General features: G+C 64.7%; 22 protein-coding genes. 18 read left to right on the top strand and 4 right to left on the bottom strand.

All coding sequences use genetic code 11. The annotated features are described in order from the left end of the window. Positions 1-4: 4 nt before the first annotated feature. The 5 genes from DPM35_RS16305 to DPM35_RS16285 all read left to right on the top strand — a co-directional run bounded on the left by DPM35_RS16305 (position 5) and on the right by DPM35_RS16285 (position 4,766). Positions 5-1,189, top strand: coding sequence for a substrate-binding domain-containing protein (locus DPM35_RS16305; RefSeq protein ID WP_112128277.1), 1,185 nt, complete (start codon positions 5-7; stop codon positions 1,187-1,189). A 200-nt stretch (positions 1,190-1,389) separates the two neighbouring features. Beyond that, positions 1,390-2,127, top strand: coding sequence for an ATP-binding cassette domain-containing protein (locus tag DPM35_RS16300; RefSeq protein ID WP_112128276.1), 738 nt, complete (start codon positions 1,390-1,392; stop codon positions 2,125-2,127). Beyond that, complete coding sequence (locus DPM35_RS16295; protein WP_112128275.1) at positions 2,120-2,857, top strand: ATP-binding cassette domain-containing protein; 738 nt, start codon at positions 2,120-2,122, stop codon at positions 2,855-2,857. The genes DPM35_RS16300 and DPM35_RS16295 overlap by 8 nt, the downstream gene beginning before the upstream one ends. Continuing rightward, positions 2,854-3,795 carry an ABC transporter permease gene (locus DPM35_RS16290; RefSeq protein ID WP_112128274.1) on the top strand — a complete coding sequence of 314 codons (942 nt, stop codon included), beginning with the start codon at positions 2,854-2,856 and terminating at the stop codon, positions 3,793-3,795. Before DPM35_RS16295 ends, DPM35_RS16290 begins: the two co-directional genes overlap by 4 nt. Before the next feature lie 5 nt (positions 3,796-3,800). Then, positions 3,801-4,766, top strand: coding sequence for an ABC transporter permease (locus DPM35_RS16285; protein WP_112128273.1), 966 nt, complete (start codon positions 3,801-3,803; stop codon positions 4,764-4,766). 65 nt (positions 4,767-4,831) lie between these two features. On the opposite strand, the gene DPM35_RS16280 is transcribed toward DPM35_RS16285, so the two are convergent. Both DPM35_RS16280 and DPM35_RS16275 read right to left on the bottom strand, forming a co-directional pair. Beyond that, complete coding sequence (locus DPM35_RS16280; RefSeq protein WP_112128272.1) at positions 4,832-5,671, bottom strand: amidohydrolase family protein; 840 nt, start codon at positions 5,669-5,671, stop codon at positions 4,832-4,834. Between the two features lie 65 nt (positions 5,672-5,736). Beyond that, complete coding sequence (locus DPM35_RS16275; RefSeq protein ID WP_245431555.1) at positions 5,737-6,525, bottom strand: IclR family transcriptional regulator; 789 nt, start codon at positions 6,523-6,525, stop codon at positions 5,737-5,739. A gap of 167 nt (positions 6,526-6,692) precedes the next feature. On the opposite strand from DPM35_RS16275, the gene DPM35_RS16270 reads away from it, so the two are divergent. The 11 genes from DPM35_RS16270 (at position 6,693) to DPM35_RS16220 (ending at position 16,776) form a co-directional block, all read left to right on the top strand. Next, complete coding sequence (locus tag DPM35_RS16270; protein ID WP_112128510.1) at positions 6,693-8,009, top strand: ABC transporter substrate-binding protein; 1,317 nt, start codon at positions 6,693-6,695, stop codon at positions 8,007-8,009. 120 nt (positions 8,010-8,129) lie between these two features. Continuing rightward, positions 8,130-9,026, top strand: coding sequence for a carbohydrate ABC transporter permease (locus DPM35_RS16265; protein ID WP_112128270.1), 897 nt, complete (start codon positions 8,130-8,132; stop codon positions 9,024-9,026). 2 nt (positions 9,027-9,028) lie between these two features. Beyond that, the gene (locus tag DPM35_RS16260; RefSeq protein ID WP_112128269.1) at positions 9,029-9,895 is read left to right on the top strand and encodes a carbohydrate ABC transporter permease; all 867 of its coding nucleotides are present in this window, start codon (positions 9,029-9,031) and stop codon (positions 9,893-9,895) included. Positions 9,896-9,900: 5 nt separating this feature from the next. Next, the gene (locus tag DPM35_RS16255) at positions 9,901-10,998 is read left to right on the top strand and encodes an ABC transporter ATP-binding protein (RefSeq protein WP_112128268.1); all 1,098 of its coding nucleotides are present in this window, start codon (positions 9,901-9,903) and stop codon (positions 10,996-10,998) included. A gap of 1 nt (position 10,999) precedes the next feature. Next, positions 11,000-12,112: a mandelate racemase/muconate lactonizing enzyme family protein gene (locus DPM35_RS16250; protein WP_112128267.1), complete on the top strand. Its 1,113-nt coding sequence runs from the start codon at positions 11,000-11,002 to the stop codon at positions 12,110-12,112. A 10-nt stretch (positions 12,113-12,122) separates the two neighbouring features. Next, on the top strand, positions 12,123-12,452 hold the full coding sequence (locus DPM35_RS16245; protein ID WP_095817634.1) for an L-rhamnose mutarotase: 330 nt from the start codon (positions 12,123-12,125) through the stop codon (positions 12,450-12,452). Then, positions 12,445-13,518, top strand: a complete 1,074-nt coding sequence (locus DPM35_RS16240; RefSeq protein ID WP_112128266.1) for a Gfo/Idh/MocA family protein — start codon at positions 12,445-12,447, stop codon at positions 13,516-13,518. The genes DPM35_RS16245 and DPM35_RS16240 overlap by 8 nt, the downstream gene beginning before the upstream one ends. 8 nt (positions 13,519-13,526) lie before the next feature. Continuing rightward, positions 13,527-13,973: a MaoC/PaaZ C-terminal domain-containing protein gene (locus DPM35_RS16235; protein WP_112128265.1), complete on the top strand. Its 447-nt coding sequence runs from the start codon at positions 13,527-13,529 to the stop codon at positions 13,971-13,973. A gap of 17 nt (positions 13,974-13,990) precedes the next feature. Then, positions 13,991-14,722: an SDR family oxidoreductase gene (locus DPM35_RS16230; RefSeq protein ID WP_112128264.1), complete on the top strand. Its 732-nt coding sequence runs from the start codon at positions 13,991-13,993 to the stop codon at positions 14,720-14,722. A gap of 53 nt (positions 14,723-14,775) precedes the next feature. Beyond that, on the top strand, positions 14,776-16,053 hold the full coding sequence (locus DPM35_RS16225) for an L-fuconate dehydratase (protein ID WP_112128263.1): 1,278 nt from the start codon (positions 14,776-14,778) through the stop codon (positions 16,051-16,053). A gap of 66 nt (positions 16,054-16,119) precedes the next feature. Further along, positions 16,120-16,776: a DUF2161 domain-containing phosphodiesterase gene (locus DPM35_RS16220; protein ID WP_112128262.1), complete on the top strand. Its 657-nt coding sequence runs from the start codon at positions 16,120-16,122 to the stop codon at positions 16,774-16,776. Between the two features lie 27 nt (positions 16,777-16,803). On the opposite strand, the gene dgoD is transcribed toward DPM35_RS16220, so the two are convergent. After that, positions 16,804-17,952 carry a galactonate dehydratase gene (gene dgoD, locus DPM35_RS16215; protein ID WP_112128261.1) on the bottom strand — a complete coding sequence of 383 codons (1,149 nt, stop codon included), beginning with the start codon at positions 17,950-17,952 and terminating at the stop codon, positions 16,804-16,806. Positions 17,953-17,966: 14 nt separating this feature from the next. Continuing rightward, positions 17,967-18,656, bottom strand: a complete 690-nt coding sequence (locus tag DPM35_RS16210; RefSeq protein ID WP_112128509.1) for a FadR/GntR family transcriptional regulator — start codon at positions 18,654-18,656, stop codon at positions 17,967-17,969. 268 nt (positions 18,657-18,924) lie between these two features. Between DPM35_RS16210 and DPM35_RS16205 the strand changes: the two genes are divergently transcribed. Both DPM35_RS16205 and araG read left to right on the top strand, forming a co-directional pair. Then, positions 18,925-19,917, top strand: a complete 993-nt coding sequence (locus tag DPM35_RS16205; RefSeq protein ID WP_112128260.1) for an arabinose ABC transporter substrate-binding protein — start codon at positions 18,925-18,927, stop codon at positions 19,915-19,917. 70 nt (positions 19,918-19,987) lie between these two features. Beyond that, complete coding sequence (araG, locus tag DPM35_RS16200; protein ID WP_112128259.1) at positions 19,988-21,499, top strand: L-arabinose ABC transporter ATP-binding protein AraG; 1,512 nt, start codon at positions 19,988-19,990, stop codon at positions 21,497-21,499. The last annotated feature ends 7 nt before the right edge of the window (positions 21,500-21,506 follow it).

The raw sequence follows: 21,506 nt of genomic DNA, 5'->3' as shown, positions 1-21,506 counted from the left end.
AAAAATGACCAGCCTGATACGCGGCCTGCTCGCCGCAACCGCCTTAGTCTCGATCCCGTTCGCCGCCCGTGCCGCCGACGTGAAGTCGGTGATCGACGGCCTGCCTGCCGATCTCAAGGCGCAATATGACGGCGCGCCGCAGAAAGTGCTGCCCTCGGCCTGGGATAATTTCACGCCGCCGGCGAAGCCCTGGAAGTGGTGCCATTCGGAGAGCTACCAGGGCAATCCGTGGCGCGTCTCGGTCACCAAGGAGCTGAAGCGGCTGGTCGACGGCCTCATCGCCGACGGCACGGTGTCGAGCTTCGAGGTGTCGGATTCGAACAACGACCCGAGCCAGCAGATCAACCAGATACGCGCCTTCATCGACAAGAAATGCTCGATCATCACCTCGATCCCGGGCTCGGCGACGGCGCTCGACGACGCCGTGGACGCCGCCGCCAAGGCGGGTATCCCCTTCATCACGGCGGCCGGCTCGATCACCAGCCCCAACGCCATCAATGTCGATTCCAACTATGCCCGCTGGGGCTATGACATGATGACGGCGATCGCCAAGGCCAAGCCCGACTCAAGCGTGCTGGTGGTTGAGGGCATCGCCGGGCATCCGATCGTGGTCCAGGAAAAGCAGGGCGCCGACAAGGCGCTCGCCGAGAACAAGGGCCTCAAGGTCGCGCGCACCGTCAACGGCAACTGGACGGCCAACGTCACCAAGACGGTGGTGCTGCAGGCGATCGCCACCAATCCGGCGCCGATCGACGCGGTGTGGACGACCGGCAGCGAAAGCCGGGTCGTCGCCGAGGCCTTCGCCGAAGCCGGCCGTCCCGCGCCGCTGATCACCGGCTCGATCACCGGCGATGCGCTCGGCTACTGGAAGGCCAATCCCGACAAGTACCGCTTCGAAGGCCATGCCGTGCTGCCGGGCTGGACGGCGCAGACTTTGTTCCGTGTCGGCGAGCGCATGCTCGACGGCCAGAAGCCGAAGCTCAACACGCTGCTGATCCCGATCCCGCCGGTGCACACCGCCGAGCTCGACAAATGGTACAAGGACTGCATGACGCCGGATGCCGTTTCTGTCTTCCCTGTGCCGCCGACCGACCCGATGCCGGAGGACGTGCTCGACGCCTATTTCAGCAATCCGGCGCCGACCAAGGGCTGGGACTATTCCAAGGTGCCGGACGCCTGCGCCAAGTGATGTAATGCGAAGCCGGCTCTCGCTAAGGTGTGCTGATATTCAGGTGATGCCGGCCTGCAAATGGCGGTTTCCTGCGCTTCCGGTGCTCACGTACGAAAAGTACGCTCCGCTCCGGTTCTCGGAAACCACCATTTTCGGCGCGGCCTGACCTGAATCTCAACACCCCTTAAAGGGACCGGCTTCTCCTTTCGGGAAGAAAAATGCTCGAAGTCCAAGGCGTCTCCAAACGCTATGGCGAAACCGTCGCGCTGGCGGAGGCGTCGATCGCCTTCCGTCCAGGCACAATCCATACAATCCTGGGCGAGAACGGCTCGGGCAAGAGCACGCTGGTGAAGCTTTTGTCCGGCATCGTGCAGCCGGATGGCGGCGCCATCCTACTCGATGGCCAGGCATTCTCGGGTACGCAGCCCGCCGCCTTCCAGGCCGCCGGCTTCGCCACCGTTTTCCAGGAGGTGCTGGTCGCGCCCGATCGCTCGGTGACCGACAACATCCTGCTTGGCCTCGACGGTCTGTGGCGGCGGGACGTGCCGCGCGGCGAGCGGCGCGCGCGGGCGCTGGCCGCGCTCGGCCGCTTCGCGGTGACGACGATCGATCTCGACCGGCCCTGCGGCGAGCTGCCGCTTGCCGCGCGCCAGCTTGTCGTGCTTGCCCGCGCCGTCATCCGCAACCCGCGTGTCCTGATCCTCGACGAGGTGACGGCGGCGCTCGACTTCGTCGACCGCGAGTCGGTCTTCGCGCTGATGCGCGCGATGGCCGGGGCGGGCACGCTGATCCTGTTCATCACGCATCGCATGGACGAGGTGATGGCTTTGTCCGACCGTATATCAATCCTGCGCGCCGGCCGCGTGGTGAAGACCGAAGAGCGCGGCGTATCGACTCCTGCCGAGCTTCTGGCGGTGATGGCGCCGCAAACGGCAGCGGAGCTGGCGCATGGCTGAGGCAAAGGCTCTTCGTGTGCGTGGGCTTGTCATCGCGCCCGGTGTCGATCCGATCAGCCAGACCATCGCACCGGGCGAGATCGTCGGTCTTGCCGGCCTCGACGGCCACGGCCAGGAACGTTTTTTGCGCGCGCTCGCCGGACTCGAGCAGCCGGTGGCAGGTGAGATCGCCGTCGACGGCAAGGCAGGCTCGATCACCAGCTTCCGCAAGGCCGTCGCCGGCGGCATCGCCTATCTGCCGCGCGATCGCCGCTCGACCGGCATTTTCCCGACCCAGTCGGTGCTCGACAATTTCGCCATCTCCACCGTGTCGAACGACCGCCGTCTCGGCCTGCTCAGCTTCGCGGCGCGGCGCCGGCGCTACGAGGCGTACCGACAAAGGCTCGGCATCGTCGCGCCACGTCCGGACGCGGCGATCACCACGCTGTCCGGCGGCAACCAGCAGAAGGTGCTGCTCGCCCGCGCCCTTGCGCTGGAGCCAAGCTTCCTTCTGCTCAACGACCCGACGCGCGGCGTCGACGTGGCGACCCGGCACGTGCTCTACGACGTTTTCCGTGGCCTTGCCGCCGAGGGCATGGCGCTGGTGATCCTGTCCAGCGAGATCGAGGAGATACTGCTTCTGTGCCACCGAGTGCTGGTGTTCCGCGAGCAGCGCGTGTCGGCCGAGTTCTCCGGCGCGGAGATGACCACCGACACCGTGATCGCCGCCATGTTCGGACGCGCTGCATGAGCCCGGCCATTCGCAAGCTCCGTGGCGTCGGCTTTGCCGTGGTGATGCTCGTGGTCCTGCTGGTCCTCAACGTCGCGCTCAATCCGGCGCGCTTTCAGCCCTCGTCCTGGGGCACGCTGCTTGGGTTGGCTGCGCCCCTGATCGGCGCGGCCGTCGCCTCCGCGCCGGTCATCCTGGCGGGGCGCGGCGGTATCGACATTTCCGTCGGCCCGCTGATGGGCTTCGTCAACGCCCTGGTCATCCAGGTGCTGTTTCTCAATCTAGGCATTTCGTCGCCATGGATCATCGTTCCCGCCGCGCTGCTGGTCGGTGCAGTGGTCGGCGCCGCCAACGGCGTGCTTGCGACGATCGTCCGCATCCAGCCGATCGTGGCGACGCTCGGCGCCTATCTGATCCTGACCGGCGTCACGCTCACCATCCTGCCGGCGCCGATCGGTCCGGCACCTGACTGGCTGAAGGCCATGGCCGGACCGCTCTCGATCGTGCCGCTGGCGGTGATCGGCCTCTGCTGGCTGCTCATCCGTCGCACGCCCTATTACGACCTGCTGATGGCCGTCGGCAGCGACGACCGCGCCGCTTACACCGCTGGCGTGCCGGTTAGCAGGGTGCGGCTCATCGCCTATGTCCTGACCGGGCTCTTCGCCGCCGCAGCCGGGCTGATGCTGACCTCGCTGATCGGCTCGGCCGATCCCAATATCGGCCCGACCTACACGCTTATCGCGATCGCCGCGGTGGCGCTCGGCGGCGTCAGCCTCGCCGGCGGGCGCGGCGGTCTCGGCGGCGCCGCGATCGGCGCCATCGACATCTTCCTGCTGCAGAGCCTGCTCACCACTTTCAACGTTTCAACCTATGTGCTGCAGATAGCCTATGGCCTGATCCTCGTTATCGCCGTGGTGCTCACGGCGCTGCAGGAACGGCTGTCGCGGCGGAAAGGCTGACCGGGATGACAAGCAACTGGTTCCAGTCCACCAATGCCCGCATCGCCGGCGCCTTCCTGATGGCGCTGCTGTTGCAGGTCGTCGGCACGCTACTCATCCCCGGCTATTCGGCGCCTTTCGCCATCCGCGCGCTGCTGGTCATCGCCTCGCTGCTGGCGGTCGCATCGATCGGCCAGACGCTGGTCGTCATCCTCGGCGGCATCGATCTTTCGATTCCTTTCGTCATCGGCTTTGCCAATGTCGTGGCGGCACAGCTTTACGGTCAAGGCTGGAACTTCGCCCTGGTCTGCTTTCTCGTCGGCATCCTTGCCATTGCGATCGGCGCGCTGAATGGACTGATCTCGCGCGGGCTCAACATCCATCCGCTCATCGTCACGCTCGGCATCGGCATGATCGTCCAGGGCGCCGTGCTGTTGTGGACTGGCGGCTTCCCCTCCGGCTCGGCGCCGGAGGCCGTATCCAGCTTCGTCTCGATCGGCGGCTCGGTCGGTCCCTTGCCCGTACCCCTGCTGGTGCCCTGCCTCGTGGTGCTGACGGCGCTGATCGTGCTGGTGCTTGCCCGCACGCCCTATGGGCGCCGTCTCTACGCGGTCGGCAGCAACCCTGAGGCGGCACCTCTGGCGCTGATCGATCCGCTGCGCATGTGGGTCGTCACCTATGCGGCGAGCGCCTTCTTCGCGGCGGTCGCCGGTGTGCTTTTGCTCGGCTTCACCGGCTCGGCCTATGGCGATGTCGGCCAGCCCTATCTCTTCCAGACGATCGCCGCCGTCGTGGTCGGCGGCGCGGCCTTGGTCGGCGGGCGCGGCAGCTATCTCGGCACCATCGCAGGCGTCCTGGTGCTCACCGAGATCAACACGCTGCTGATCGGCCTGGGCTTCCGGCCGTCGACGGTGCAGGCCGCGCTCGGCCTGGTCATCCTGCTTCTCGTCTCGCTCTACGGCCGCGAGCGCCACGTGCGGACGATGATCTAGGTGCAATTCCAGGAAAAGAGTGAAGCGGTTTTCCGTCCGGAATTGCATCAAAACAAGGAGAGCGATTATCCAAGCTGCCACAGCCGGCGCGCGTTGCCCGAGAGCAGCCGTGTCCGCTCCGACTCGCTCGTGCCGGCGAGCAGCGCATGCGTGGCGGCGATCCAGGTGGTCAGCCCGCCGCCCAGCGTGCAGACCGGCCAGTCGCTGCCCCAGATCACCCGGTCCCAGCCGAAGCTGCCGATCGTGTGCTCGACATAGGGCTTGAGCGTCTCGACCGTCCAGGTTGCCGGATCGGCATAGGCGACCACGCCGGAGATCTTGCCGACGATGTTGGGCCGTTTGGCGATCGCTTCCATATGCTCACGCCACGGATGTTCCGCATTGCCCTTGATGTCGGGCACGCCGCAATGGTCGAGGACGAACTGCACGTCGGGCGCGAGGTCGACAAGCGCCATCGCTTTCGGGATCTGATGCGGCAGCACCACCAGGTCGAAGGTCAGGCCGGTGCCGCCCAGCCGCTTGATGTTCTGGCGAAACAGCGCCCCTTCGGAGACCTCGTCGGGAACGACATGCAGCACGCGGCGGAAACCCTTGACGAACGGCTCGGCCTTGACCGTCTCCAGATAGGCCTCGAAACCGGCCTCCTCCGGCCGGCAGGCGGCGATCGCTCCACGAAGCAGGCTCCCGGCCTGGCCGGCGAGCGACTTCACATGGGCGGTCTCGGCGGCGATGTCGGCGGGGTCGACATCGACCTCCATATGCAGCACGCCCTCAATGCCGGAACGCAACGCGTCGGTGGCATATTCCTGGTAGGAGAAATCGCGGTTCAGCGCCGGCACGCCGGCCAGCCACGGGTAGCGCAGCGCGGCCTGGTCGATGAGGTGCAGATGCGTGTCGATGATCATGGCGGCGTCTCCTCCCGTTGTGCCGGACAATATCCCGCCTAAAAATCCATTATTCAAATAAGAAATTACGACGATTGCGGTACATCCGACCCGGCAAGTTGCGACAACCTCGCGGCAGCGTCCTGCAGGTGCCGAATCGTCAGCGTGATGTCCGGCGCCGTGGGCGCGTTGACGAGGGTGATATAGGGGATGGTAAGCGCCGCGATCGCCCTGCCGTCGGGTCCGAGCACCGGCGTCGAGAGATTGTAGACGCCGGCGGTCTGCAGCGAGGCCATCATCTCGTAGCCGCGGTCGCGCACCTGATCGAGGCGGGCGAAGAACTCCGGCGTCAAATTGAGCTGTTCGGTGCTCTGCAAATGCTCCGCGATCATCATCTTGCGCTCCTCGGGCGAGCGGAACGCGAGCAGCACATGGCCGGAGCCGGTGTCGAACAGGCTGATATGCGAGCCGACACGGATCGAGATGCCCCAATACCGCGGCGCCTCCTGCTGGGCGATGACAACGGCGGCGCCGCGGTCGAACACCACCAATTGATTGGCCTGCCATGAGGTTTCGGCGAGTTCCCGCATGATCGGCGTCGCATAGGACACCAGACGCCGCACCGGCGCGTGTAGCTGCGCCAGCCCGAAAAGCTTGAGCGTCAGCGAATAGCGGTCGCCGTCGATCTTGGTGACGTAGCCGCGCCGCACGAGGCGGTCGAGCATCCGATAGAACTCGTTCGGGCTGCGGTCGAGCCGCTTGGCGATCTCCGCCTGGGTCAGCCCGCCGTCGACGCTCGCCAGCAGTTCGAGAATGTCCAGTCCCTTGTCGAGCGCCGGCGCGCGGTAGCGGTCCCCGTCGTCTTCCTCGGCCACCTGCCCCTCCAGTGAATTTTCTCCTGCATATATGCATGAAGTTCGCATCGCTGGAAGCATAATCGGCTTGACCCGGGAATGAAAATGCTATTTGCATATGAATGAAGCTTAAGCGATCGGCTGCGCATCCGGCCGGCCATTGCCGCGAGCTCGTGGGAGGAGAGAACATGACGAGACTGCTTCTAGGCATTTCCGCCGGCCTGGCCGGTTTGCTGCTGAGCGGCACGGCGTTTTCAGCCGATCTGCCCGGCAAATTTCCGGGTGTGACGATCGACGCCAAGCTGATCGGCGGCCAGCAATATGAGAAGCTCTACGAGCGCATTCCTGAATGGGAGAAGTTGACCGGCGCCAAGGTCAACATCCTGTCGAAGAAGAACCACTTCGACCTCGACAAGGAGATCAAGTCGGACATCGCCTCCAACTCGATCACCTGGTGCGTCGGCTCCAACCACACCTCGTTCGCGCCGCAATATCCGGGCATCTACACCGATCTCGCCAAGCTGCTGCCGAAGGAGGAGATCGACGCCTTCGTGCCGGCCAACATCGCCGCCGGAACGCTGGACGGCAAGCTGGTGATGCTGCCGCGCGCCCAGTTCGACGTCTCGGCGCTCTACTACCAGAAGAGCCTCTACAAGGACGAAGCTAAGAAGAAGGCCTACAAGGACAAATACGGCGAGGAACTCGCACCGCCGGACACGTTCGACGAGATGGCGCAGCAGGCCGAATTCTTCGCCAGCCCGCCTGACTTCTACGGCACGCAATATGCCGGCAAGGAAGAGGCGATCAACGGCCGCTTCTACGAGATGGTGATCGCCGATGGCGGCGAATATCTCGACAAGGACGGCAAGCCGGCGTTCAACTCCGAGGCCGGCGTCAAGGCGCTCGACTGGTTCGTTAAGCTCTACAAGGCCAAGGCCGTGCCGGCCGGCACCACCAACTATCTGTGGGACGACCTCGGACAGGGCTTCGCCTCGGGCACCGTGGCGATCAACCTCGACTGGCCGGGCTGGGCCGGCTTCTTCAATGACCCCAAGTCGTCCAAGGTTGCCGGCAATGTAGGCGTCAAGGTCCAGCCCAAGGGCTCGTCCGGCAAGCGTTCCGGCTGGTCCGGCGCGCACGGCTTCTCGGTGACCGAGAACTGCGCCAACAAGGAAGCCGCCGCTTCGCTGGTCTGGTGGCTGACCAATGAGGACAGCCAGAAGCTGGAAGCCGCGGCCGGCCCGCTGCCCACCCGCACCAAGGTTTGGGAATGGGATCTCGAGCAGGCCAAGTCCGATCCGTACAAGACAGAAGTGCTGCAGGCCTTCCAGGAAGCCGCGAAGAACGCCTTCCCGGTGCCGCAGACGCCGGAATGGATCGAGATCTCCAACGCCGTCTATCCCGAGCTGCAGGCCGCCATCCTCGGCGACAAGACGTCGAAGCAGGCGCTCGACGACGCTGCCGCGAAGGCAACGCAGATCCTCCAGGACGCGGGCAAGCTCTAGGCTGCCCCGCCCCGCAACCGCCTCCCTGTCAACCGGGGAGGCGGCCGCGTAGCCCCGCGGAATATGCCATCCCCGGTTGCGACCGGGGCTGGATCACTTCACCTCGCTGACAGGGTCCCGATGAAGGGCTTCAAGCCATCCGCGCCGATTCTCCTGCTGCTGCCGGCCCTCGTCGTGCTGGCGGCGGTGGTGCTCGTACCGCTGCTGCTCTCGCTCTACTCCAGCTTCACGCCCTTCCGCTTGACCCGGCCCGAGACTTTCTTCGTGCTGATCGGCTTCCGGAACTACATGTCGATCCTGAGCAATCCGGACTTCTGGTGGGCCTTCGGTCGCACCGTTCTGTTGCTCACCGTCGCGCTCAACCTAGAAATGCTGCTCGGCCTCGGCCTGGCCATGCTGGTCGAGAAGGCAACGAGCGGCCAGCGCATCCTGCGCACACTGATGATGTTCCCGATGATGTTCTCGCCGATCCTGGTCGGCTTCCAGTTCAAATTCATGTTCAACGACAATATCGGCCTGGTGAACAACGCCCTTCAGTCGCTGGGCGTTACCCAGGACGCCATCCCGTGGCTGATCGAAAGCCACCTCGCCTTCACCGCCATCACCATCGCGGAAGTCTGGTCGTCGACCTCGATCTTCGCCATCCTGATCCTGGCCGGTCTGCTCGCCATGCCCAAGGAGCCGATCGAGGCGGCGCGCGTCGACGGCTGCACGCCCTGGCAGACCTTCCGCTATGTGACCTGGCCCTTCGTCATGCCCTTCGCCTATATCGCCATGACGATCCGCTCGCTCGACGTCGCGCGCGCCTATGACATCGTCAAGATCATGACCGATGGCGGCCCGGCCGGCCGCACCGAGCTGTTGTGGACGCTGGTCGGGCGCACCGCTTACAGCGATGCCCGCATGGGTCTCGCCAACGCCATGGCCTATTTCTCGATCCTGCTGTCGATCGCCTTCACGGTCTATTTCTACAACAAGCTCGCCGCGGCGCGCGCGCAGATCGGCGCGGAGTGGTGAGAATGGATGAGAACGCATCCGCCCGCCTGACGCGCCGCACGCTGATCGTCGCGCATCGCGTCGGCCTCTTCCTCGCCATGCTTGTCATCTGCCTGCCCGGCATCTGGATCGTGCTGTCGTCGCTCAGGCCCACGGTCGAGATCATGGCCAAGCCGCCGGTCTGGATCCCGCAGCAACTGTCCTTCGACGCTTATGTCGCCATGTTCAGCGGCATCGGCAAAGGCGGCATCCCGGTGCTCGACTATTTCCGCAACTCGCTGATCATCTCGGTTTCCTCGACGGTGATCGCGGTCGCCATCGGCATGGCCGGCGGCTATGCCTTCGCGCGCTACAGGTTTCGCGGCAAGTCGGGCATGTTCCTCGGCCTGATGCTGACCCGCACCGTGCCAGGCATTGCCATGTCGCTGCCGCTCTTCTTCGTCTATGCGCGGCTCGGCATCATCGACACGCATTTCGGCATGATCCTCGCCTATGTGGCACTGAACATTCCCTTCACCATCTGGCTGATCGACGGCTTTTTCCGCCAGGTGCCGAAGGACCTCGCCGAGGCCGCGCAGATCGACGGCTGCACGCGCTGGCAGGCCTTCTGGCAGGTCGAATTCCCGCTGGCGCGTCCCGGCATCGCCTCGGCCGCGATCTTCGCCTTCCTCACCTGCTGGAACGAGTTCGCGCTCGCCTCGCAGCTGACCCGTTCCGTCAACTCCAAGACGCTGCCCGTCGGGCTGCTCGACTACACGGCCGAGTTCACCATCGACTGGCGCGGCATGTGCGCGCTGGCCGTGGTGATGATCATTCCGGCGCTGACCCTCACCTACATCGTCCAGAAACACCTCGTCGGCGGCCTCACCTCCGGCGCGGTGAAAGGTTGAACTGCATGGCAACGGTTTCGCTGAAAAAGCTCACCAAGCGCTACGGCAATATGGAGATCGTGCACGGCATCGATCTCGACATCGCCGACCGCGAATTCATCGCGCTGGTCGGCCCGTCAGGCTGCGGCAAGTCGACGACGTTGCGCATGATCGCCGGCCTCGAGGATATCAGCGGCGGCAACATCGACATCGGCGGCCGCGTGGTCAACGACCTGCCGCCGCGCTCGCGCAACATCTCGATGGTGTTCCAGTCCTACGCGCTCTATCCGCATATGACGGTGCGCGAGAATCTCGGCTTCTCGCTGAAGATCGCGGGCGCCGCTAAGGACGACATGGACCGGCGGGTCGCCGAAGCCTCCGCCATCCTCGGCCTCGACGAATTGCTTGAGCGCCGCCCCTCGCAGCTTTCCGGCGGCCAGCGCCAGCGCGTCGCCATGGGCCGCGCCATCGTGCGCGATCCGGACGTGTTTCTGTTCGACGAGCCGCTGTCGAACCTCGACGCCAAGCTGCGCACGCAGATGCGTACCGAGATCAAGAAGCTGCATGCCAAGGTGAAGTCGACGGTCATCTACGTCACCCACGACCAGGTCGAGGCGATGACGCTCGCCGACCGCATCGTCATCATGCGCTCCGGTTACATCGAGCAGGTCGGCACGCCGGACGAGGTGTTCAGCCGTCCCGCCACCCGCTTCGTCGCCGGCTTCATCGGCTCGCCGCCGATGAATTTGCACGAGGCGACCGTCAGCGACGGCAGACTGGTTTTCAGCCGCGGCGACAGCCTGCCGCTGCCCGGCCAGTTCAAGTCTAAGACAGCGGCCGGCGACAAGGTCGTGTTCGGCATCCGCCCCGACGACTTCTATCCCACCGGCCACGGCCTGAGCTCCGGCGGCGAGACCGAAGTCCACCGCGTCGATTTGCCGGTCAGCATCACCGAACCGCTCGGCAATGAAACGCTGGTCTTCGCCGAGTTCAACGGCGCCGACTGGGTCTCGCGCATGCTCAATCCCAAGCCGCTGAAAGCCGGCGACCGGATCGGCATGAGCTTCGATCTGAGCCGCGCGCATCTGTTTTCCGCCGAAACCGGCAAGTCGCTGAGGAACTGACATGGCGAAAATCGAGAAAATCGAACTGCGCATGGTCGACCTCGTGCCGAAGGTGAAGCGCACGGACGCCATCCAGAGCTTCGTCAGCCAGGAAACGCCGATCGTCACCATCACCGATGCCGACGGCGCGACAGGCACCGGCTACAGCTACACGATCGGCACCGGCGGCTCATCGGTGATGCGGCTTCTGGCCGACCATCTCGCGCCGCGCCTGATCGGCCGCGACGCCGACCAGATCGAGGCGATCTGGCACGAGCTCGAATTCGCCACCCACGCCACCACCATCGGCGCCATCACCGCGATCGCGCTGGCCGCGATCGACACCGCGCTTTGGGACCTGCGGGCGAGAAAACAGAACCTGCCGCTCTGGAAGCTTGCCGGCGGCGCCAAGGACCGCTGCCCGCTCTACACCACCGAAGGCGGCTGGCTGCATATCGAGACGCAGGCTCTGGTCGACGATGCGCTGCAAGCGAAGGCCAAGGGCTTTACCGGCTCGAAGGTCAAGATCGGCAAGCCGCACGGTTCCGAGGATTTTTCGCGGCTGTCGGCGGTGCGCAAGGCGGTCGGCGATGGCTACGAGATCATGACCGACTGCAACCAGGGTTTTTCCGTCGACGAAGCGATCCGACGGGCCGAGCGGCTGCGCGAGCTCGATCTCGCCTGGATCGAGGAGCCGCTGCCGGCCGACGACATAGACGGCCATGTGCGGCTGTCGAATTCGACGGCGACGCCGATCGCCGTCGGCGAGTCGCTCTATTCGATCCGGCACTTTCGCGAATATATGCAGAAGGGCGGCGCCAACATCATCCAGGTCGATGTCGGCCGCATCGGCGGCATCACGCCCTGGCTGAAAGTCGCCCATGCGGCGGAGGCCTTCGACATGCCGGTCTGCCCGCATTTCCTGATGGAGTTGCATGTCAGCCTGGTCTGCGCCATCCAGAACGGCAAATATGTCGAGTATATTCCGCAGCTCGATGAGTTGACGGGCGCCAAGATGCGCATCGAGGATGGCCATGGGCTGGCGCCCAGCGAGCCGGGCATCGGCATCGACTGGGACTGGGACGCGGTCAAGGCAAGAAGCATCGCCGAATTCACCACGGCGATCGTGAAATAGGGAGGCGGGTATGCAGCGCATGGGCATGGTGCTTGGATTGAAACCCGAGAAGGTCGAGGAATATGTCCGCCTTCACGCCGCCGTCTGGCCGGATGTGCTGACCATGATCTCGGCCTGCAACATCAAGAACTACTCGATCTACCTGAAGCGGCCGGAAAACCTGCTGTTCTCCTATTTCGAATATCACGGCACCGACTACGCCGCCGACATGGCCAAGATGGCGGCTGATCCCAAGACCCAGGAGTGGTGGTCGGTCTGCATGCCCTGCCAGGAGCCGCTGGAAACCCGCAAGGAAGGCGAATGGTGGGCGTCGATGGACGAGGTCTTTCATCATGACTGATGCCTTCGACCCGGCATCGCTGTCGCAGTCCTGGCTGAAGCCGTCGAAGCCGCGCCCGATTGTCACCTTCGGCGCCGGCTCGATCGTGGGCGACGCGCATTTTCCCGCCTACCGCAAGGGCGGCTTCCCGATTTCCGGCCTCTACGATCCGGATCAGGCCAAGGCGCGGAAGCTTGCCGAGACATGGGGCGTGACGGCGTTCCGTTCGGTCGAGGAGGCAGCGGCGGTGAAGGACGCGATCTTCGATCTCGCCACGCCGCCGGGCCGGCATGCCGAGGTGCTGAAGGCGCTGCCCGACGGCGCCGTGGCGCTGATCCAGAAGCCGATGGGTAATTATCTGGGCGAGGCGACGGAAATCCTCGAAATCTGCCGCGCCAAAAAGCTCAAGGCCGCGGTCAATTTCCAGCTCCGCTTCGCGCCGATGATGCTGGCGCTGAAGGACGCCATCGCCAAGGGCTGGCTGGGCGAGGTGGTCGATTTCGACGCGCTTCTGGCGCTCGACACGCCCTGGCAGCTCTGGGAATTCCTGCTCAAGGCGCCGCGCGTCGAGATCGCCATGCATTCGATCCATTATCTCGACCTGATCCGCCAACTTCTCGGCGATCCGCTGGGCGTGCACGCCAAGACGCTCGGCCATCCCAACCACAAGGTCGCGCAGACCCGCACCAGCGCCATCCTCGACTATGGCGATACGGTGCGCTGCGGGCTGTCGATCAACCACGACCACAAATTCGGCCGCCGCTACCAGGCCTGCGAGTTTCGCATCTGCGGCACGGAGGGCGCGGCCTATGTCAAGCTCGGCCTCAACCTCGACTATCCGCGCGGCGAACCGGACATTCTGGAAATCCATCCCAAGGGCGGCTCGGATTGGGTCACCGTGCCGCTTGCCGGCGAATGGTTCCCCGATGCCTTTGTTGGCCGCATGGCCAATGTCCAGCGCTTCGCGTCCGGCGAGGATGCGGAACTCGTCAGCTCCGTCGAGGATGCCTGGCACACCATGGCGCTGGTCGAGGCCGCCTATAGATCGAGCGCCGCGCCGGCGACGCCGCTGGCCGCGAAGCCCTAAGGCCGGACATGGAACAGACCACCTATTTCGAGGATTACGAGATTGGCTCGTCGCGCCTCACCAGCGGCCGCACCATCACCGAGACCGATTTCGTCGTCCATGCCGGCCACACCGGCGATTTCTTCCCGCACCACATGGACGCCGAGTTCATGAAGACCACGCCCTTCGGCGCGCGCATCGCACATGGCACGCTGGTCTTCTCGGTCGGCGTCGGCCTGACGGCGAGCGTCATCAATCCGGTCGCCTTCTCCTACGGCTACGACCGGCTGCGTTTCATCAAGCCGGTTTTCATCGGCGACACCATCCGCACGCGCACCACCATCGCGGCCAAGGAAGACGACCCGAAACGGCCAAACGCCGGGCGCGTCATCGAGCGCGTCGAGGTTTTGAACCAGCGCGACGAGGTCGTGCTGGCCGCGGACCACATCTACATCGTCGAGCGACGGCCCGGCTGAAAGACGGAGACAGAAGAATGGCTGACATCACAGGCAAGGTCGTGGTCGTCACGGCGGCCGCGCAAGGCATCGGACGGGCAAGCGCGCTGGCCTTCGCGAAAGCGGGCGCCATCGTCCACGCCACCGACATCAACGAGACGGCCCTGGCTGAACTTGCGAACACGCCCGGGATCGCGACGAGAAAACTCGATGTGCTGAACGACGAGGCGGTGAAGGCCGCCTTCGCCGGGATCGGCCGCGTCGACGTGCTGTTCAACTGCGCCGGCTTCGTCCATGCCGGCTCGATCCTGGAGATGAAGGACGGGGATCTCGACTTCGCCTTCAACCTCAATGTGCGCGCCATGATCCGCACCATCCGCGCCGTGCTGCCCGGCATGCTGGAGCGCGGCGACGGTTCGATCATCAACATGGCATCGGTTGCCGGCGCCCCGAAGGGCGTGCCGAACCGCTTTGCTTACGGCGTCACCAAGGCCGCCGTTATCGGCCTGACCAAATCGATCGCCGCCGACTATGTCGCCAAGGGCATACGCTGCAACGCCATCTGCCCGGGCACGGTGGAGAGTCCCTCGCTTCAGGGCCGCATGCAGGCGCAAGGCGACTATGAGGCTGCGCGCGCGGCCTTCATCGCCCGCCAGCCGATGGGCAGGATCGGCACGCCGGAAGAGATCGCCGACCTCGCCGTCTACCTGGCCGGCGCCACCTATACGACCGGGCAGGCCTATAATATCGACGGCGGCTGGTCGATCTGAGGCGGTTTCGGCAGGCAGTTGAGCGCGGGCAGCAATTCAGTCACGAGGCAGCAATGACCAAGATCACGGACCTCAGAACCTTCGACCTCCGCTTCCCGACATCGCAAAGCCTGGACGGCTCGGACGCGATGAATCCCGACCCGGATTACTCGGCCGCCTATGTCATCCTCGACACCGATGTCCCGTCGCTGAAAGGCCACGGCCTGACCTTCACCATCGGCCGCGGCAACGAGATCTGCTGCGCGGCGATCGAGGCGCTGCGCCATCTCGTCGTCGGGCTCGACCTCGACTGGGTGAAAGAGGATCCCGGCCGCTTCTGGCATCACGTGACCGGCGACAGCCAGTTGCGCTGGATCGGACCCGACAAGGGCGCTATGCATCTCGCGGTCGGCGCGGTTGTCAATGCCGTCTGGGATCTTTGGGCGAAGGAAGCCGGCAAGCCGGTCTGGCGTCTGGTCGCCGAGATGAGCCCGGAAGAGATCCTGCGCATCGTCGACTTCCGCTACCTCACCGACGCCATCACGCCGGCCGAGGCGCTGGCAATTCTGAAAAAGGCCGAGTCCGGCAAGGCCGGGCGCATCGCCACGCTCGAGCGTGAAGGCTATGCCTGCTACACCACCTCGGCCGGCTGGCTGGGCTATCCCGACGACAAGCTGCGGCGCCTTTGTCAGGAAGCGGTCGACGAGGGTTTCAACCATATCAAGCTCAAGGTCGGCCGCGACCGCACCGACGACATCCGCCGCCTCAGGATCGCCCGCGAGGTGATCGGTCCGGACCGGTACCTGATGATCGACGCCAACCAGGTCTGGGAGGTCGACCAGGCGATCGACTGGCTGAAGGACCTCGCCTTCGCCAAGCCCTTCTTCATCGAGGAACCGACCAGCCCCGACGACGTCGCCGGCCATGCCAAGATCCGCAAGGCTGTCGCGCCGATCAAGGTCGCGACCGGCGAGATGTGCCAGAACCGCATCATGTTCAAGCAGTTCATCGCCGGCGGCGCGATCGACGTCGTGCAGATCGATTCCTGCCGCATGGGCGGACTGAACGAAGTGCTGGCCGTGCTTCTGATCGCCGCCAAGTTCGGCCTGCCGGTCTGGCCGCATGCCGGCGGCGTTGGTCTGTGCGAATATGTCCAGCACCTGTCGATGATCGACTATGTCGCGGTATCGGGCAGTAAGGATGGGCGCGTCATCGAATATGTCGATCATTTGCACGAGCATTTCCTTGAGCCCTGCGTCATCCGCGATGCCGCCTATATGCCGCCCCAGGCGCCCGGTTTCTCGATCGAGATGAAGGCGCGGTCGATCGAGGATTACCTGCATCGCGCCTGACATCGATGCCCGTGACCGCAATGGTGTCGCTGGGCCGACCAGCCGCGAATCGGCTATGCCTGTCGCATGCAGGAGACTTCCCTCTACGAGCCGGTGAAGCGGTTCCTCGAGAGCATGGATTTCGCCGTCAAGGGCGAGGTCGGCGGCTGCGACGTGGTCGGCGTGCGCGCCGGCGAGCCGCCAGTTGTGGTGATCTGCGAGCTCAAGCTCCAATTCAACCTCGAGCTGGTCCTGCAAGCCGTCGACCGCGCGGCGGCCTGTGACGAGGTCTGGCTGGCCGCCTTGATGTCGGCGCGCGGCAAGGGCCGGGAACACGACCGACGCTTTCGCGCGCTTTGCCGCCGTCTCGGCTTCGGCCTGCTCGGTGTCAGCGCCAAGGGGGAGGTGGAGTTGATCCTCAGCCCGGCCGCCTTGCCGCCGCGACGCGATCCGAGGCGCCGTTCACGCCTAGTCGAGGAGCATCACCGCCGCAAGGGCGATCCGTCCATCGGCGGCAGCACGCGCAAGCCGATCATGACCGCTTACCGGCAGGAGGCGCTGGCCTGCGCCGCCGCCTTGGTCGACGGCCCGAAGCGGCCGCGCGATCTGAAGGCGCTTTCGCCACGTGCGGCCAGCATCCTTCTACACAACTACTATGGCTGGTTCGCCAGGGCCGAGCGCGGCGTCTACGCGCTGACGGAAGCCGGGCTTGCGGCGATTGGGCCTTTGCCGGCGGCGTTATAAGCTTTCGCGCTCGGAATCTTCGCCGGCTTACCACTCGGCAAATGAGCCGTCCTTGTGGCGCCACACCGGGTTGCGCCAGCGGTGTCCTTCCTTGGCGCGCTCCTTCACATAATCCTCGTCGATCTCGACGCCCAGGCCGGGCCCATCCGGGATCGCGACATAGCCATCCTCGTAGCGGAACACGTCCTTGTTGGCGGCATAGTCGAGCAGGTCGTTGCCGGCATTGTAGTGGATGCCCAGGCTCTGCTCCTGGATGAAGCAATTGTAGCTTACGGCGTCGAGCTGCAGGCACGCGGCAAGCGCGATAGGGCCGAGCGGACAGTGCGGCGCCACCGCCACGTCATAGGCCTCCGCCATCGCCGCGATCTTGCGGCATTCGGTGATCCCCCCGGCATGCGACAGGTCGGGCTGGATGATGTCGACGACCGCCTCCTCGAACACCGACTTGAAGTCCCAGCGGCTGTAGAGCCGTTCGCCGAGCGCGATCGGCGTCGAGCCGAGTGTCGCGATTTCCTTCAGCGCCTCGCGGTTTTCGCTCAGCACCGGCTCCTCGATGAACATCAGCCGATATGGCTCCAACTCCTTGACCAGGATGCGCGCCATCGGCCGATGCACGCGGCCGTGGAAATCGACTGCGATGCCGATATTGGGGCCGACCGCCTCGCGTACCATGGCGACCCGCTCGACCGCGGCATCGATCCTGTCGTGGCTGTCGACGATCTGCAACTCCTCGGTGCCGTTCATCTTGAGCGCCCGGAAGCCGCGCGCCACCACGTCCTTGGCGCCAGCTGCCACCTCAGCCGGCCGGTCGCCGCCGATCCAGGAATAGACCTTGATCGTCTCGCGCAGCTTGCCGCCGAGCAGCTCATGCACCGGCACGCCGAGCGCCTTGCCCTTGATGTCCCATAGCGCCTGGTCGATGCCGGCGATCGCGCTCATCAGGATCGGGCCACCGCGATAGAAGCCGCCGCGATGCATGACCGTCCAATGATCCTCGATCAAGCGAGGGTCCTTGCCGATGAGGTAATCGGCGAGTTCCTTGACCGCCGCCTCAACCGTCAGCGCCTTGCCTTCGACCACCGGCTCGCCCCAGCCGCTGATGCCGGCATCGGTCTCGATCTTGAGGAAGAGCCAGCGCGGCGGAACGATGTAGGTGGTTAAAGCGGTGATTTTCATGCGGGCGGTCAGTCTCAGTTGTTTTTCAGTTTCTTGGCGCTGGTCAGGTCGCGCGCGGCCAGATCGAGTATCTTGTTGGCTGCATTGCGCGCGGCGACGGCGTCGCGCATGCGCAGCGCCTCGACCACCTCGCCATGCGCGACGGCCGCTTCCATGCGCCTGACAGGAGAAATCGTCGCCGTGGCTTCCAGCGAAAACAGCAGCGCCGTATCGATCAGCTTGCCGATCTGGCGGAAGATCGGATTGTGGCTGGCGCCGTAGACGATCTGGTGGAAAGCGATGTCCGAGCGAGAGAACTGCGTCAGATCCTCGCCGGCGCCGGCCATGCCTTGCCAGGCCATCTCGAGATCGGCAATCTCCTGCAAAGTGGCCCGCGTCGCCGCGAGCTCCGCGACCAGCGGCTCGATGGCGCGGCGGGTTTCGAGGATCGCGTCGAACAGCTTGTCGTCCAGCGCATGCGGCGCGTGCCAAGCCAGCACTTGCGGATCGATGATGTTCCAGTTGTCCTGGTCGCAGACCACCGTGCCGATGCGCGGCCGGGACAGCACCAGGCCCTTGGCTGCAAGCACTTTCAGCGCCTCGCGGATCACGGTGCGGCTGACGCCATATTCGACACCGAGATCGTTCTCGGTGGGCAATGACGACCCGGCCGGATAGCGGCCTGAGAAAATGTCGGAGGCAAGTGCCTTGGTCACATCCGGCATGACGCGCGGACGGCGCGCCGCCTCGCGCGTTTCCTTGTCCTCGTCAGCTTTTTTCGGTGTTTCGTTCACCTCAGTTCCTCCTCCAAGGCAGCGAACCTCTGGCTTGCACGCGCCTGGACTGGCCCTACCGGATGCCGGTGATTTGCGCCAGCGTTTCTGACCTGACCATTAAATCATTTATCATACCAGATCAATTGACGTGTATGATGAAATTGATTAGAGACGGGAAATCCGGGCCCGGCGCCCGGCCGTTCACTGGGAGGTAAACATGCGACTTTTGAAAACCGCGCTCGTCGCGAGCGCTCTCGCTGTCTTGTCGGTCACGACGATCGCGTCCGCCTATGCGCAGGACACCAAGATCGGCTTCGTCGTCAAACAGCCCGAGGAACCTTGGTTCCAGGATGAATGGAAATTCGCCGACCAGGCTGCCAAGGAGAAGGGTTTCACCCTGGTCAAGATCGGCGCCGAGGACGGTGAGAAGCTGATGTCGGCGATCGACAATCTCGGCGCGCAGGGGGCGCAGGGCTTTGTCGTCTGCACGCCGGACGTGAAGCTTGGCCCGGGCATCGTCGCCAAGGCCGCCGCCAACAATCTGAAGCTGATGACGGTGGACGACCGCCTGGTCGGCGCCGACGGCAAGCCGCTGGAAGACGTGCCGCATATGGGCATCTCCGCCACCAAGATCGGCGAGGCCGTCGGCCAGGCCATCGTCGATGAGATGAAGGCGCGCGGCTGGAAGATGGACGAGGTCGGCGCGATCCGCGTTTCCTACGACCAGCTGCCGACCGCCGTCGATCGTGTCGAAGGCGCGATTTCGGTGCTGAAGGCCTCCGGCTTCAAGGCTGGAAACATCTTCGACGCCCCCCAGGCCAAAACCGACACGGAAGCCGCCCTCAACGCCGCGACCGTGGTGCTCAACGCCCATGCCGATATCAAGAAGTGGATCGCCTTCGGCCTTAATGACGAGGCGGTGCTGGGCGCCGTGCGCGCTTCCGAAAGCGTCGGCATTCCGGCGGACGGCATGATCGGCGTCGGCATCGGCGGCGCGGAATCGGCTATCAACGAGTTCAAGAAGCCGGCGGCCACCGGCTTCGTCGGCACGGTGATCATCTCGCCCAAGCGCCACGGCTACGAGACGGCGCTCAATATGTATGACTGGATCGCCAACAACAAGGAGCCGGCTAAGCTGACGCTGACCGCCGGCGCGCTGGCCAAGCGCGACGACTATCAGAAGGTGCGCAAGGACCTCGGCATCGAATAGTCCTCCCTGTACAAACGGGCGGCGGTGTATACCGCCGCCCGTTTGGCATCGCACAGAAGGATCGAGGCTCGTGTCCTTTCTCGAATTCTCCAGCATCACCAAGACCTATCCGGGCGTCAAAGCCTTGTCGGATGTGTCGTTCGGCGTCGAAAAGGGCGCCGTGCACGGGCTGATGGGCGAGAACGGCGCCGGCAAATCGACGCTCATCAAAATCCTGTCCGGCGACCAGCATGCCGATGCCGGCGAGATAAGCATCGACGGCGAGGTTCAGGCCTATGCCTCGACGAGAAACGCCTTCGACAACGGCGTCATCGTCATCCATCAGGAATTGCAGCTCGTGCCCGAGCTGACCGTCGCCGAGAATCTCAGCCTTGGCCGTTTTCCGGCGAGCGGAGGCATTATCGCCCGCCGCCGCATGCTCGACGATGTCGGCGCCAAGCTGAAATCGGCCGGCATCGAGATCGATATGCGCCGCAAGGTCAAGACACTGTCGATCGGCGAACGCCAGATGGTCGAGATCGCCAAGGCGGTGATGCTCGACGCCCGCGTCATTGCGCTCGATGAACCGACCTCGTCGCTGTCGTCCCGCGAAAGCGAGATCCTCTTCGCGCTGATCGACCGGCTGCGCGGTGAGGGCAAGGTCATCCTCTATGTTTCGCACCGCCTCGACGAGGTGTTCCGGCTCTGCGACAGCCTGACGGTGCTGCGCGACGGCAAGCTCGCGGCACATCATCAATCACTCAAAGATGTGACGCGCGATCAGGTCGTCGCCGAAATGGTCGGCCGCGAGATTTCCGACATCTGGGGTTTTCGACCGCGCAAGGCCGGGGATGTCCGGTTGAAGGTCGATGGGCTGAGCGGCGCCAAGCTGCGAATGCCGGCAAGCTTCGAAGCCCGCGCCGGCGAGATCGTCGGCTTCTTCGGCCTGATCGGGGCCGGTCGTTCCGAGCTGATGCGGTTGGTCTTCGGCGCCGATCCGCGCTCCGGCGGCACGATCACCGTCGACGGCGAGGCGGTTGCCGCCCCCAGCCCGCACGATGCGATCCGGGCCGGCATTGTGCTCTGCTCTGAAGACCGCAAGCATGACGGCATCATCCAGGGCCGCTCGATCGAGGAGAACATCAACATCTCGTCAAGGCGCCATCACACGCACTTCGGCGTCTTGAATCGAGCCAGCGAGATCGCGACCGCGGAAACCTTCATCAAGAAGCTCAAGGTGCGCACGCCGTCGCGCAAGCAGGACATCGTCAACCTCTCCGGCGGCAACCAGCAGAAGGTCATCCTCGGCCGCTGGCTGTCGGAGCAGGGCATTCGCGTTCTGATCGTCGACGAGCCGACGCGCGGCATCGATGTCGGCGCCAAGTCGGAAATCTACGAGCTGCTCTACCAGCTCGCCGGGGACGGCATGGCGATCGTCGTGGTCTCCTCCGAACTGCCGGAAGTGATGGGCATTTGCGACCGCATCCTGGTGATGTGCGGCGGGCGCATCAGCGCCGAGCTTGCGCGCGACCAGTTCGCCGAAAAGGCGATCCTGGCGGCAGCTCTGCCCGACAAGAAAACCCCCGACGCGATCGCATCCTAAGGATTTG

This window comes from Mesorhizobium atlanticum, from assembly GCF_003289965.1.
GTDB classification, from domain to species: Bacteria; Pseudomonadota; Alphaproteobacteria; order Rhizobiales; family Rhizobiaceae; genus Mesorhizobium; species Mesorhizobium atlanticum.
This window is presented reverse-complemented; position numbering and strand designations above follow the sequence as displayed.